Genomic DNA, 13,833 nt, shown 5'->3' with positions numbered 1-13,833 from the left:
AAATTAAACCTCCGATTTTATTTTTCTTTTGATATAATTAATTCTGCTATTTGAATAGCGTTTAAAGCGGCTCCTTTTCTTATATTATCAGCAACTACCCATAAGTTTAATCCGTTGTCTATGGAGAAATCTCGTCTTATTCTTCCAACATAAACATCATCTTTGCCACTGATTTCTAGAGCCGTAGGATATTGTAACTCTTTAATATTATCATATACAGTTATTCCTGTTGAGTTGCTTAATAAAGAAAATATATCTTCTATCTTAAATTCATTTTCAAGTTCAACATTTATACTTTCTGAATGAGAATTTAAAACAGGAACTCTTACTGTAGTTGCAGTAATTTTTAGATCTTGATTATGAAGTATTTTTTTAGTTTCTTCGATCATTTTTATTTCCTCTTTAGTGTACCCATTATCTGTGAATACATCTATATGAGGAAGTACATTACCTGCTATAGGATAAGGGAACTTCTTTGGAGCTTCACCTTTTAATCCATCCTCTAAATCTTTAATTCCTTGTATTCCTGCACCAGAAACTGCTTGATAGGTTGAATAAATAATTCTTTTTATTCCATATTTATCATAAAGAGGCTTTAAAGCCACAACTGCCTGAATTGTTGAACAGTTAGGATTTGCTATTATTCCTTTGTTCCAATCTATATCTTCTGGATTTACCTCTGGTACTACTAGTGGCACCTCAGGATTCATTCTCCATGCACTTGAATTATCAATTACTACAGCCCCATATTTAGAGAAAATTGGAGCAAACTCTAATGAAGTGTCTCCACCAGCTGAAAATAGAGCGAAGTCTATTTTTTTGCCTTTAATATTTTCTTCTCTTGTAGCTTCTACAAGGATATCTTGTCCTTTAAATTTTAATGCTTTACCCTCACTTCTTTCAGAAGCAAACAAGTAAAGTTCTTTCACTGGAAAGTTCCTCTCTTGAAGAATTTCTAAAAATTTTCTGCCTACGTTTCCAGTAGCCCCAACTATTGCCACGTTATACAAAATAATCCCCTCCTAAAAATAAATAAAATGACTTTACTAATCATTATAATCCTAATATAGAGAAAAGTATATTAAATATCAAGGTTTTTGAACAAATAATAGCAGTGATATGAATAATTTTTGTCTCTTAAAGAAAAAATATAAGGTGAAATACTTTTTATAGGGGGTTAATTATGAGTAAAACACCTTTGAAAAAAATAATAAAGTCAAAGATTAAAAACAATAAAGAATTAACTGATGTAGAAAAATTGAGAGAAAAACTAAAATATGAAATTGCAGAAGAACTAGGTTTAAAAGATAAGGTAGATGAATTTGGATGGGGAGGACTTACAGCAGAGGAGACAGGAAGAATAGGTGGAATTATGACTAAACGTAAAAAAACTCTTAAAATCCCAAGTAATGATGAAATATTAGGTAGAAAATAGGTTGACTTATTCAACTTAAATCTATAATATATTTTAGTAAGATTTACTGTGGGGGAACTATATTATGGAATGTTATAAAGATTTGTCTTATCTATATGATAAACTCATATATGATGATATAAATTATAAAGAAATATCAAACTACATAATTAATAAATATAAACAATATTCTAGTGAAAATTTATTGTATTTGGATTTAGCTTGTGGTACAGGTAATATATCAGTTCATTTAGCTAAGTATTTTAAAGATACCTTTTTAGTAGACTTATCTGAAGATATGCTTATTGAAGCTAGTGATAAGATGAGGAAGGAAAAAGTTAAGTTTAAAATTTTATGCCAAGATATGACTGAGTTAAATTTAAATAGAAAATTTAATTTAATTACCTGCGTATTGGATTCAACTAACTACATTTTAGAGAAAAACGAGTTAATAAGTTATTTCAGAGGAGTATATAATCATTTAGATAATGGAGGAGTATTTATATTTGATATTAATTCATCTTATAAAATTAAGACGATATTAGGAGATAATATATACTCTTATAATACTGAAGAGATATTTTATACTTGGGAAAACTCTCTAGAAGATGATATTGTTGATATGTATTTAACCTTTTTTGTAAAAGAGGGGGAACTATATAGAAGGTTTGAGGAACATCATACAGAAAGAGCTTATGATGAGAAGGAACTAGAGAGTATACTTAGAGATTCTGGTTTTGAGATCATGGAGAAACATGATGGCTATAGTGATGAACCTGTAAGTGAAAAAAGCGAAAGAATAGTTTATATTGTTAGAAAATAGGAGGATTAACATGGAAGATAGAATTATAAGAGCTACTGCTAAAGGTGGCATGATAAGAATAATTGCTGGAGAAACTACAAATCTTGTTAGTGAAGGTGCAAGATTACATGAGTGTACTCCTACAGCAGCATCAGCCTTAGGACGAATGCTTAGTGCTGGGGCCCTTATGGGAACTATGTTAAAGTCAGATAAAGAAGTCTTGACAATTCAAATAAAAGGTGGCGGAGAGGCTAAAGGAGTTACTGTCACTGCATATAACGATGGAAGTGTTAAAGGATTTATTGGAAATCCTTTTGTTAATCCACTTTTAAAAGCTAATGGAAAATTAGATGTAGGTGGAGCCATAGGAACTAATGGAAATTTGACAGTTATAAAAGATTTAGGACTTAAAGATCCTTACATAGGACAAGTTCCTATAGCTACAGGAGAGATTGCAGAAGACTTATCATATTACTTTACAGTTTCAGAGCAAACTCCATCAGCAGTTGCATTAGGAGTTCTTGTAGATGTAGATTATAGTATAAAAGCTGCTGGAGGATTTATAATTCAGATGATGCCAGGAGCAGATGAGTTTTTAGCAGATATACTTATGTATAGATTAGAAGAAACACCTTCTGTAACTACAATGATGACTCAAGGAAAAACTATAGAAGATATAATCAAATATATATTTGAAGATATGGACTTAGTTATTCACGAAACATTACATCCTAAGTATAATTGTAATTGTTCGAGAGATCGTATGGAAAAAGCTTTAATAAGCATAGGTAGAAAAGATTTAACTGAAATATATGAAGAAGGAAAAGAAGAAGAAATTATATGTCACTTCTGTAATACTTCATATAAGTTTACTAATGAAGAGGTTGGGGAACTATTAAAGAGAATATAATCAAAAAGCCAGAAGAAAACAATCCAAGCATTGTTTTCTTCTGGCTTTAATTATTTATGAAGAATAAAAAATCCTATGCTAAAATTTCTAGCATAGGATTCTAATTGGAGGCACCATCCGGATTTGAACCGGAGATAAAGGTTTTGCAGACCTCTGCCTTACCGCTTGGCTATGGCGCCATAAAAACAACTACAAAGCTATTATATGCACTTCAAATTACATTGTCAACAAAAACTATAAAAAAATAGAATAAACTTAAAAAAATATTAATATAAATTACAAAATAATCGAGAAGAAGGATGAGAGGTGGAGTTAGCAAAGATATTGATTTTATCTATAATAGGAGAGGCTATTTGGGAGACACTTAAGATGTTTTGGCAAGAAGGGAAGATATCTAAAGATAGAATAGGAGCTTTGGTTGTCTGTATAATAATTGTATGGAGTACTGATTTAGATATCATGACAACACTAGGAATTCCAGTGAGGGACAAAATAATAGGAATATTATTAACAGGAATACTGATAAGCAGAGGTTCTAATTTTATTCACGATCTATTTAGTTCAGTAAATAACATAAGTAAAAAGTAAATATAAATAATAAAAGTTGGGAAAGGAAACTTATCCCAACTTTTATTTTATAACATAAAATTATATTCAACAAAAATGTTCTTTATACGTACTATATTATAGAAATTAGTATAAAGTGAAAATTGATCCTCTATCTATTAATGGTCCATTATATAAATATACTGGTTCAACATGATGTTTTGTTAAAAACTTTTTAATTTCATTACCTTGAGGGTGAAAATCTAAATTGCCATAGAAAGCTAATTTATTTTCCTCAATTAGTCCAGTACAACCGCCTATAAAACCATAATCTAATCCTGGAAGCTCTATATTTCCTGGATTTATGAGAAGTATGTCAAAGTCATAAGACGATAGTTTGTTATAGATCCCTTTATCAGATGTAATAAGAGCTCTTTCGTTAACTATAACTGTAGAACATTTTGTATAACCTTGATTAACATTAATATTTATTTTATTTTTAGCTAAGTCTAGAAGTTTTTTATCAGAGTTATCTAAAGTGTGGATAAAAAAGTTTTTCATAAACAAACAGTTTAAAGGGATATCAAAAGGATAGTTAGATTTAAGAGAGTTTGTTGAATATTCAAAAGATACACCCAAGTTATTGATTTCATCTATAAAACTTTTATCTATGTCTTTGCTTACAATTAATGAAATATCTTGTTCATTAATTAAGGTTAGTTGTATATCTGGATGTCCATTTATGGCAGGATATAAATTGGTGTTTTTAGGCACAAGTATAATTTTATCAACATATTTAGATAAATTTTTATGTTCTTCTACAGAGATTCTATAGTCGACAAAAGCTAGCTTCATAATACTCACTTCCTTATTTGGTAGTCAATTAAAGAATAATATTTTTGAAGTAAATAGGCAACAGTATTGTCGATAAATGAAAATTTATTTACTGTATATGCTACAAAAATTTATACATACTATATGTAAGAAGGGAGTGAAATTCATGCTTGTTCTTTCTTTAGCATATGATGGTGAAATGAATTTTATTCAAGATATACAAGAAGTTAGAGCCCTTTTTAAAGAAAAAAATATTAAAATAGGTGTTTCTGAGAGTCTAGAGGGAAATACACATTTTATAAAAGTGTTTTGCGATGAAGAAAATAATGATAAGATAAAAAGCATTGTTCATTTATATATGAGTAATATACTTTATAAATTAGTGGTAGATACCTATAAAAGTAAGGCTTTATTTGAATATTTAACAGATACTTTTTTCTTTTTAAAACATGACGAAATACTTGAAGTAGAAGATAGAATAATGAAAACCCTAAAAGGTGAAGAGATGATAAAGGATGAAAATTCTATATACTGCTGTAATAGAATCAACAATGTAGTTGAGAAAATTAGAGCTTGTATGGAAGAAAATAATAACATCAATATTAATGGATTTATAACTTTTAGAATGAAAGAAATAGCACAAGATATTGAAAGTGTTATAGATAAAATAGTTGAGAAGTATTTAGTTGAAAAAGAGTATAAAGAGTTTATAAAACTTTTAAAATATTTTGTGGATATACAAGAAAGTAAAATAGAAGAAATAAACTTAGTAATAGAGGGAGAAGGTTCATACAAGATTAGAGATGCTTATGGGAATGATATATATTATGACTTTTTAAAAGAAATAGGAGATTTGAAAGTTGGAAGTAAGGTTAATATGGAAGACGTAATTATTAGTGGGCTCATTACAAACTCTCCTAAAAGAATCATAATTCATAAGCAAGAAAATTGTTCAAACAAAGAATTTATTGATACAATAGTAAATGTATTTGGAGAACGAGTATCTTATTGTGATAAATGCTCTGTATGTGTTTCAAGTAAAATAAAAATATAAACAATAAAAACCTTGACAAAACAAAAATATCATAATATAATTTGTTAAGTAAAGAAGAAACAGCCGTTTCTCACCTTACAGCATTGCTAGTTAGGTTATTTATCCCGTAAATATTTTTGTTTGGATAAAAAGGACGGCTATCAAGTCGTCCTTTTATTGTGTTTAGGGATGTATTATCGGAGGTGAATAATATTAATAAAAATTTTGCTGTTAATGAAGAAATAAGAGATAGAGAAATTAGAGTTATTGCAGATGATGGTGAACAACTTGGCGTAATAGCTACTAAAGAAGCTCTAAGGATTGCAGAAGAAAAGGAATTGGATTTAGTTATGATATCTCCAGGAGCAAAACCTCCTGTGTGCAAAATCATGGATTATGGCAAGTACATTTACGAACAATCTAAAAAAGACAAAGAAGCAAAAAAGAAGCAAAAAGTTATTAATTTAAAAGAGATAAGAGTTAGTCCTAAAATCGAAGAACACGACGTTTTAATAAAATCTAATAACGCACGTAAGTTCTTAGAAGAAGGGGACAAAGTAAAAATTACCGTTAGATTCAGAGGAAGAGAAGCAGAATATTCACATGTAGGAAGAAAGATTTTAGATAATTTTTATTCAAGATTAGAAGACTTATGTGTGATAGAAAAAGCAGCAAAGTTAGAAGGGCGTAATATGATAATGATTTTAGCGCCTAAAAAAGCTTAACTTGAGAGGAGGATTTTATCATGCCAAAAATGAAAACTCATAGAGGTGCAGCAAAGAGATTTAGAAAGACTGGAACTGGAAAACTTAAGAGAGCTAAAGCTTTTAAAAGCCATATCTTAACTAAGAAAAGTTCAAAGAGAAAAAGAAACTTAAGAAAAGCTGCATATGTGTCAACAGCACAAGAAAAAGCAATGAAGAAATTATTACCATATCTATAATAGAGTAGATCGTAGGAGGTTAAGAACATGGCAAGAGTTAAAAGAGCTGTCAATGCTCGTAAGAATCATAAGAAAGTCTTAAAACTTGCAAAAGGTTATTATGGTGGAAAAAGCAGATTATTTAGAACAGCTAATGAAACAGTTATAAGAGCATTAAGAAATGCTTACGTTGGTAGAAGATTAAAGAAGAGAGATTTTAGAAGACTTTGGATAGCAAGAATAAATGCTGCTACAAGAATAAATGGTCTTTCTTATTCAAAATTCATGAACGGAATAAAGTTAGCTGGTATTGATATAAATAGAAAAATGTTATCAGAAATTGCTATTAATGATCCTAAAGCATTCACTGAATTAGTTGAAGTTGCTAAAAGTCAAATAAATGCATAACAAAGGAATGTGACTTAGGTCGCATTTTTTTGTTATGTATAATTTTTTAGAATTTACTATTTGGTTTTGGAAATAATATTATTTGAGGTGCTTAAAATGTATTATAAATTAACAAGCAAGATTAAATTGAATGCTGTTCAGGTTCTTGTATTAGGTTTTTTTACAGTTATATTTATTGGAGGTATAATTTTATCACTTCCAATAAGTTCAGCAAGTGGAAACCCTACAAGTCTTATAGATTCAATATTTACTGCAACAACATCTGTATGTGTAACTGGATTAGTGACGGTAGATACTGGAACTCATTGGAGCTATTTTGGAAAAACTGTAATAATGATTTTAATTGAAATTGGTGGTCTAGGGTTTATGTCTTTTGCAACTTTTGCAGCTATATTAATAGGAAAAAAGATAACATTAAAAGAAAGACTTTTGATGCAAGAAGCAATGAACACCATTAATTTTCAAGGAATGGTTAAATTAATAAAATATATTTTTGGTTTTACATTTTTAATACAACTAATAGGAGCAATTATGCTCTCAACTCAATTTATACCTGAGTATGGAGTTAAAAAAGGGGCTTATTTTGGATTATTTCATTCTGTGTCAGCCTTTTGTAATGCTGGAATTGATATAATGGGAGGTTTTAAGTCTCTAACAGAATATACAAGCAATCCTGTTATTATTATGACTATTAGTTTTTTAATAATAATAGGAGGTCTTGGTTTTACTGTATGGTCTGAGATATATAATATTAGATCTCTAAAGAAATTTTCAACACATTCAAAAATGGTTGTATTAGTTACAGTATCTTTGTTAATAAGTGGAACTATATTAATGTTTATATTTGAATTTAATAATCCTGGAACTATTAAGGGCTTTTCACTTGGAGATAAGATATTGAATTCTTGGTTTGCAGCGGTATCACCTAGAACAGCTGGATTTAATTCTATATCAACAGCTGATATGACTGCTGCTGGAGAATTTTTAACAATGATATTAATGTTTATTGGTGGGTCTCCAGGATCTACAGCTGGAGGTATCAAAACAACTACATTTGGTGTGTTGGTTTTAACTTTCATATGTATTATAAGAGGAAGAGAGGATACAGAAGTATTTGGGAAAAGATTTTCTAAAGATTTAGTTTATAAAGCTTTTGCCGTTTTTTTTATTGGACTCACTATTATAGTTGGAGGAACTATGATTTTATCAATAACAGAACCTTCAGCAGCCTTTGATTACATATTATATGAAGTTACCTCTGCTTTTGGAACTGTAGGTCTTACTATGGGGCTGACACCAAGCTTGTCATGGATGGGTAAAGTAGTTATAATTATCATCATGTATATAGGTAGAGTAGGGCCTATGACGGTAGCATTAGCTTTAGCAAGTGGTAAAGCAAAACGTGCTATAAAGTATCCAGAGGATAAAATTTTAATTGGGTAGAGGTGTATTATAATGAGTAATAAGCAATTTTTGGTAATAGGACTTGGAAGATTTGGAAGAGCAGTAGCAAAAACATTATTCTCTATGGGGCATGATGTTTTAGCTATAGATATTGATGAGGATATAGTGCAGGAGATATCAGACCATGTTACACATGCTGTTCAATTAGATGCTACAGATGAAAGTGCACTTAAAACTATTGGAATCAATAATTTTGATGTAGCTGTAGTTACAATAGGTTCTAATATTCAAGCTAGTGTAATGATAACCCTTGTTCTTAAGGAATTAGGTATAAAGTTTATAGTTTGTAAGGGAGACAGTGATTTGCATGCTAAGGTTTTATATAAAATAGGTGCAGATAGGATTATTCAGCCAGAAAAAGATATGGGTACTAGAGTTGCACATAATTTAGCATCATCTAATATTTTAGATTATATTGAATTATCTCCAGAGTATAGCATAATTGAAATTGAAGCTCCTAGAGAGTGGTTTAATCACACTTTGAAGGAGTTAAGCTTAAGAAGTAAATATGGGCTTAATGTTATGGCTATTAAGCATAATAGTAAGATTAAAATTTCACTTACAGCTGATGATGTTATTAAAGAAAATGATATAATTGTAGCCATGGGTTCTTCAGAGGAGTTATCAAGACTAGAAAGATTAATATCAAAAATTAAATAATGAGGTGCTTACATTTGATTAAAATAGAAAGTAAAGACAATGCTATATTTAAAGATGCTAAAAAATTAAAAACTAAAAAAGAAAGAAAAGCTAGAGGAAGTTTTTTAGTTGAAGGTTTTAGGTTTTTATCAGAAGCATTTTATGAAGGATGTAAGGTTGAAGCTATATTTATAGTTGAAAAGGAAATACACAAATTACATGAATATATAAATGAAGAAAAGTTAGTTAATACCAAAGTGTATGGAATAAGTGAAAATCTCTTATCAGAATTAAGTGATACAGAAACTCCTCAAGGAGTAGTAGGAATTGTTAGTATTAATAATATAAAAAATGTAAAAAATACTGATAACTTCTATGTTTTATGTGATATGGTTCAAGATCCCGGAAATCTTGGTACAATAATAAGAACTTCACATGCAGCTGGAGCTTCAGGAGTTATATTAACAAAAGGGACAGTAGACCCATATAATAGTAAGACCTTAAGAGCTACCATGGGGTCAATATTTCATATACCTATTATTGAAGATAATGAACTTGACTTTATTAAAGAACTTAAAGAAAAAGGATACTCTATTTTAGCGGCGTCTTTAGAAGGAGAAAATAACTTCTTTGAAGAAGATTTAACTAATAATCTAGTTATTTGTGTAGGTAATGAAGGCAATGGACTAAGTGATTACATATACTCATTATCAGACATAAAGGTTAAAATACCTATGCCAGGGAATGCAGAATCTTTAAATGTTTCTACAGCAGCTGGAATTATGATTTATGAGAGAGTTAGACAAAAAAGCCTTATAAATAATAAAATAAGCTAAAAGTATTGTATTTTGTTAAAATAATGGTTATAATTCTAAATGTAACTTTATATGGAAAGACTGTGAATGAGAAAGTAGATTTGAAAATCTTTTTAAGGGAGAGAAGGTCATAGACTGAGAGCCTTCTTATAAGAGTTCATTTTGAAGTTCCCTCAGGAGTCCTAATGGTGAAATTTTAGTAGCTGTTAGCGGGAAACCGTTATTTGAATTAAGTGAGCTTAGGCTAATTAGGGTGGTACCACGGATACCCCGTCCCTTTATTTGGGACGGGGATTTTTTTATTCTTTAGGAAATTTACACTTTATTGCTGTAGAAACTCATTCGAGTTTCATAAAATCATATATTGTGATTTAACTCCTAAAGAATAAAAAAGAGGAATTGAGCGCCTGCCAGTTTTTCCTCACATGCGTTTGGAAAGGCAGATGCGCAAAAAAAATCGACGGCTCAAAGTCGCCTTGACGATTTTTTTATTTATTTTAAGATAAAGAAAGGAGATTTTAATTATGAAAGATAAGCTAATTGAAATAAAGGAAGCAGCATTATCTGAACTTAAGAACATTAATGTTTCTCAAGAGATGGAAACACTTAGAGTAAAATATCTAGGTAAAAAAGGAGAGTTAACTGGAATATTAAGAGGTATGGGAGGATTATCAGCTGAAGAAAGACCTCTTATAGGAAAACTTGCAAACGAAGTTAGAGCTGAGATTGAAGCTAAGATAGATGAGATCTTAACTGTAATTAAAGAAAAAGAAAAAAATGCAAAACTTGAAAGTGAAGTTATAGATATAACAATGCCTGGAAAGAAAGCAGTAATAGGAAAGAGACATCCTCTAGATTTAACTTTAGAATCTATGAAGGAAATTTTTATATCTATGGGATTCACTATAGAAGATGGTCCAGAAGTTGAACTTGATTATTATAACTTTGAAGCTTTAAATATACCTAAAAATCATCCAGCTAGAAGTGAACAAGATACTTTCTACATTAATGATTCTTTAGTGCTTAGAACTCAAACTTCACCAGTTCAAATAAGAGTAATGGAGAAACAAACTCCTCCAATTAAGATGATATCACCTGGTAAAGTTTATAGAAGTGATGCAGTTGATGCTACTCACTCACCAATCTTCTATCAAATGGAAGGGTTAGTTATAGACAAGGGAATAACTTTTGCAGACCTTAAGGGAACATTAGAATTATTTGCAAAAAAGATGTTTGGAGATAAGGTTCAAACTAAGTTTAGACCTCACCATTTCCCATTTACTGAACCATCAGCTGAAATGGATGCAACTTGCTTTGTTTGTCAAGGAGAAGGTTGTAGAGTATGTAAGGGTTCAGGTTGGATAGAATTACTTGGTTGTGGAATGGTTCATCCAGATGTTTTAAGAAATTGTGGAATAGACCCAGAGGTTTATAGCGGATTTGCTTTTGGATTTGGTGTAGATAGAATGGTTATGCTTAAGTATGGAATAGATGATATAAGACTTCTATATGAAAGTGATATGAGATTTTTAAATCAATTCTAATTTAGAAAGGAGTAGTTTTAATGAAAGTACCAGTTTATTGGCTAAAGGATTATATAAATATTGATATAGATGGAAAAGAACTTGGAGATAGATTAACTTTATCAGGGTCTAAGGTTGAGGAAGTTATAGTTTCAGGTGATGAGATTAAAAATGTAGTTACAGGAAAACTAGTTAAAATAGAACCTCATCCAGATGCAGAAAAGTTGGTTATATGTCAGCTTGATGTAGCTCAAGGAGAAGAAGTTCAAATAGTTACAGGAGCTAAAAATATGAAAGAAGGAGATGTTGTTCCAGTTGCACTTCATGGAGCGATACTTCCTAACGACTTAAAGATAAAGAAGGGCAAACTTAGAGGAGTTGTTTCTAATGGAATGATGTGCTCTGAGGAAGAACTAGGAATAGCAGGAGATAAAGAAGTTCATGGACTTATGATATTAGATCCAGCTACACCTCTTGGAAAAGATATAAAAGAAGTTTTAGGGTTAAACAAAGAAACTATAGACTTTGAAATAACTTCAAATAGACCTGACTGTTTAAGTGTTATAGGTATAGCTAGAGAAACTTCTGCAACTTTAGGTAGAGAGTTTAAGATGCCAAGTTTATCTTATACTTCAACTAGTACCAAGAAAATTGAAGATGAACTAAAAGTAACTATTAATGACTCTTTATGTAAAAGATATTTAGCAAGAGGAGTTAAAAATGTTAAGATAGCACAATCACCAGCTTGGATGCAAGAAAGACTTTTAGATGCAGGTGTTAGACCTATAAATAACATAGTTGATATAACAAACTTCGTAATGTTAGAGCTTGGTCAACCAATGCATGCTTTTGATAAAAGAGAGATATCAAGTGGTCATATTGTTATAGAAAGAGCAAAAGAGGGTGAAAAGTTCACTACTCTAGATGAGATAGAAAGAAACCTTGATGACTCTATGCTTTGTATTAAAGATGGAGAAACTACAGTAGCACTTGCTGGAATCATGGGTGGGTTAGACTCAGAAATAAAAGAAGATACTACTGAAGTCATATTCGAGTTTGCAAACTTTGATGGAACTAATATAAGAGTTAACTCTAAAAAGCTTAACTTAAGAACGGAAGCATCTTCAAGATTTGAAAAAGACATAGATCCAAACCTAACACTACTTGCAGCAGATAGAGCTTGTGCATTAGTACAAGAACTTGGATGTGGAGATGTTATGGAAGGAACTTTAGATGTTTATCCAGAGAAGAAAGAAAGTCATGAAATGAAAGTTTCTGTAACTTGGGTTAACAAGTTTTTAGGTACCTGTATACCTTCAGAAGATATGAAGACTTACTTAGACAGACTTGAACTAAAGACTACTGTAAGTGGAGATGACCTTGTAATTACAGTACCAACTTTTAGAATAGATGTTCATATTAAAGAAGATATAGCAGAAGAAATAGCAAGAATATATGGATACAACAATGTACCAACAACTATAAGCACAAGTACTACAGATAGAGAACCAAAGTATAGAAAAGAAAGATTAGATGATCTTCTTATTGAAACATTATTATCTTCAGGAGTGAATCAATCAATAAGTTATTCTTTCGTATCTCCAAAGGTATTTGATGAGATTAACTTACCTAAGGATAGTGTGCTTAGAAATGCAGTTAAGATAAAGAATCCACTAGGTGAAGACTACAGTATTATGAGAACAACTACTGTACCATCAATGATGGAATCTTTAAAGAGAAATTACACTAGAAACAATGACTATGTAAGATTATTTGAAATAGGAAGAACTTATTTACCTAATGAAGATGTAAATGCTCTTCCAAAAGAGAACAATATATTAACTATAGGTATGTATGGAGATTGTGACTATTTAGATCTTAAGGGTGTAGTTGAAAACATCTTGGATGCTTTAGGAATAACTAAGATATCTTTAGAAAGAGAAAAAGATAATGTTTGTTATCACCCAGGTAAAACAGCTGCTTTAATAGTAGGAAAACAAAAAGCTGGTGTATTTGGAGAAATTCATCCTGACCTTTTAGATAACTATGGAATTGATACTTTAGGATATTTAGCTGAACTTAACTTAGATGTTTTATATGAAGCTTCGAACACAATAAAAGCATATAAACCATTACCGAAGTTCCCAGCAGTGACTAGAGATATAGCAATTTTAGTTGATGATGAAGTTTTAGTTGGAGATATTGAAAGCACTATAGTAAAAGCTGGCGGAAGTTTAGTTGAAAAGGTAAGCTTATTTGATATATACAAAGGTAAGCAAACACCAGAAGGTAAAAAGAGCATAGCTTATGCAATTGCATATAGAGATGAAAATAAAACTTTAACTGATAAAGAAGTTAACAAGGTTCATGATAAGATTTTAAGAAGCTTAGAGTACAAACTTGGAGCGCAACTTAGATAATATCGAAAAAAGACTAAACTATTGATGTAGTTTGGTCTTTTTTTATAAATATTGAAGTCAATTAATAGAAAACTGTGGTGTAAAAAAGGTTACGAACCTAGTT

The 13,833-nt window shown here is 30.4% G+C and carries 15 protein-coding genes, 1 tRNA gene and 2 other annotated features; of the genes, 13 read left to right on the top strand and 3 right to left on the bottom strand.

Going from position 1 to position 13,833, the window contains the following annotated elements:
* Positions 1 to 17: 17 nt before the first annotated feature.
* The gene (locus B3N22_RS13000; protein WP_286907741.1) at positions 18 to 1,010 is read right to left on the bottom strand and encodes an aspartate-semialdehyde dehydrogenase; all 993 of its coding nucleotides are present in this window, start codon (positions 1,008 to 1,010) and stop codon (positions 18 to 20) included.
* A gap of 173 nt (positions 1,011 to 1,183) precedes the next feature.
* On the opposite strand from B3N22_RS13000, the gene B3N22_RS12995 reads away from it, so the two are divergent.
* The 3 genes from B3N22_RS12995 (at position 1,184) to hslO (ending at position 3,126) form a co-directional block, all read left to right on the top strand.
* Positions 1,184 to 1,435 carry an alpha/beta-type small acid-soluble spore protein gene (locus B3N22_RS12995; RefSeq protein WP_073019855.1) on the top strand — a complete coding sequence of 84 codons (252 nt, stop codon included), beginning with the start codon at positions 1,184 to 1,186 and terminating at the stop codon, positions 1,433 to 1,435.
* 64 nt (positions 1,436 to 1,499) lie between these two features.
* A complete protein-coding gene (locus B3N22_RS12990; RefSeq protein WP_238906585.1) occupies positions 1,500 to 2,237 on the top strand; it encodes a class I SAM-dependent DNA methyltransferase in 738 nt (245 codons plus the stop codon).
* Positions 2,238 to 2,247: 10 nt separating this feature from the next.
* Entirely contained in the window at positions 2,248 to 3,126 is an 879-nt protein-coding gene (gene hslO / locus B3N22_RS12985; RefSeq protein WP_286907737.1) for an Hsp33 family molecular chaperone HslO, read from the top strand.
* Between the two features lie 105 nt (positions 3,127 to 3,231).
* On the opposite strand, the gene B3N22_RS12980 is transcribed toward hslO, so the two are convergent.
* A tRNA-Cys gene (locus B3N22_RS12980) sits at positions 3,232 to 3,305 on the bottom strand.
* 127 nt (positions 3,306 to 3,432) lie between these two features.
* On the opposite strand from B3N22_RS12980, the gene B3N22_RS12975 reads away from it, so the two are divergent.
* Positions 3,433 to 3,714 carry a hypothetical protein gene (locus tag B3N22_RS12975; RefSeq protein WP_238906583.1) on the top strand — a complete coding sequence of 94 codons (282 nt, stop codon included), beginning with the start codon at positions 3,433 to 3,435 and terminating at the stop codon, positions 3,712 to 3,714.
* A 105-nt stretch (positions 3,715 to 3,819) separates the two neighbouring features.
* Here the strand turns inward: B3N22_RS12975 and B3N22_RS12970 are convergent, their stop codons facing one another.
* Positions 3,820 to 4,527: a DUF6873 family GME fold protein gene (locus B3N22_RS12970; RefSeq protein ID WP_286907734.1), complete on the bottom strand. Its 708-nt coding sequence runs from the start codon at positions 4,525 to 4,527 to the stop codon at positions 3,820 to 3,822.
* A gap of 145 nt (positions 4,528 to 4,672) precedes the next feature.
* Between B3N22_RS12970 and ytxC the strand changes: the two genes are divergently transcribed.
* The 9 genes from ytxC (at position 4,673) to pheT (ending at position 13,730) form a co-directional block, all read left to right on the top strand.
* Positions 4,673 to 5,560: a putative sporulation protein YtxC gene (gene ytxC, locus B3N22_RS12965; protein WP_286907732.1), complete on the top strand. Its 888-nt coding sequence runs from the start codon at positions 4,673 to 4,675 to the stop codon at positions 5,558 to 5,560.
* A gap of 45 nt (positions 5,561 to 5,605) precedes the next feature.
* Positions 5,606 to 5,723, top strand: a sequence feature (ribosomal protein L20 leader region).
* Positions 5,724 to 5,742: 19 nt separating this feature from the next.
* On the top strand, positions 5,743 to 6,264 hold the full coding sequence (gene infC / locus B3N22_RS12960) for a translation initiation factor IF-3 (protein ID WP_238906580.1): 522 nt from the start codon (positions 5,743 to 5,745) through the stop codon (positions 6,262 to 6,264).
* A gap of 20 nt (positions 6,265 to 6,284) precedes the next feature.
* On the top strand, positions 6,285 to 6,482 hold the full coding sequence (rpmI, locus tag B3N22_RS12955) for a 50S ribosomal protein L35 (protein ID WP_021801392.1): 198 nt from the start codon (positions 6,285 to 6,287) through the stop codon (positions 6,480 to 6,482).
* 27 nt (positions 6,483 to 6,509) lie between these two features.
* The gene (rplT, locus tag B3N22_RS12950; RefSeq protein WP_021801393.1) at positions 6,510 to 6,869 is read left to right on the top strand and encodes a 50S ribosomal protein L20; all 360 of its coding nucleotides are present in this window, start codon (positions 6,510 to 6,512) and stop codon (positions 6,867 to 6,869) included.
* Between the two features lie 96 nt (positions 6,870 to 6,965).
* Positions 6,966 to 8,312, top strand: a complete 1,347-nt coding sequence (locus B3N22_RS12945) for a TrkH family potassium uptake protein (RefSeq protein ID WP_286907728.1) — start codon at positions 6,966 to 6,968, stop codon at positions 8,310 to 8,312.
* Positions 8,313 to 8,324: 12 nt separating this feature from the next.
* Positions 8,325 to 8,993 (top strand): potassium channel family protein, encoded by a 669-nt coding sequence (locus B3N22_RS12940; protein WP_286907726.1) that lies wholly within the window; start codon positions 8,325 to 8,327, stop codon positions 8,991 to 8,993.
* Between the two features lie 14 nt (positions 8,994 to 9,007).
* Positions 9,008 to 9,808 (top strand): TrmH family RNA methyltransferase, encoded by an 801-nt coding sequence (locus tag B3N22_RS12935; protein ID WP_286907724.1) that lies wholly within the window; start codon positions 9,008 to 9,010, stop codon positions 9,806 to 9,808.
* A 53-nt stretch (positions 9,809 to 9,861) separates the two neighbouring features.
* Positions 9,862 to 10,068: a binding site (T-box leader), on the top strand.
* A 243-nt stretch (positions 10,069 to 10,311) separates the two neighbouring features.
* Complete coding sequence (pheS, locus tag B3N22_RS12930) at positions 10,312 to 11,331, top strand: phenylalanine--tRNA ligase subunit alpha (RefSeq protein ID WP_073019833.1); 1,020 nt, start codon at positions 10,312 to 10,314, stop codon at positions 11,329 to 11,331.
* 20 nt (positions 11,332 to 11,351) lie between these two features.
* The gene (pheT, locus tag B3N22_RS12925; protein WP_286907719.1) at positions 11,352 to 13,730 is read left to right on the top strand and encodes a phenylalanine--tRNA ligase subunit beta; all 2,379 of its coding nucleotides are present in this window, start codon (positions 11,352 to 11,354) and stop codon (positions 13,728 to 13,730) included.
* Positions 13,731 to 13,833: the final 103 nt, after the last annotated feature.

Source organism: Clostridium sp. UBA1652, assembly GCF_002320975.1.
In the GTDB taxonomy this organism is placed as follows: Bacteria; Bacillota; Clostridia; order Clostridiales; family Clostridiaceae; genus Clostridium_T; species Clostridium_T intestinale.
This window is presented reverse-complemented; position numbering and strand designations above follow the sequence as displayed.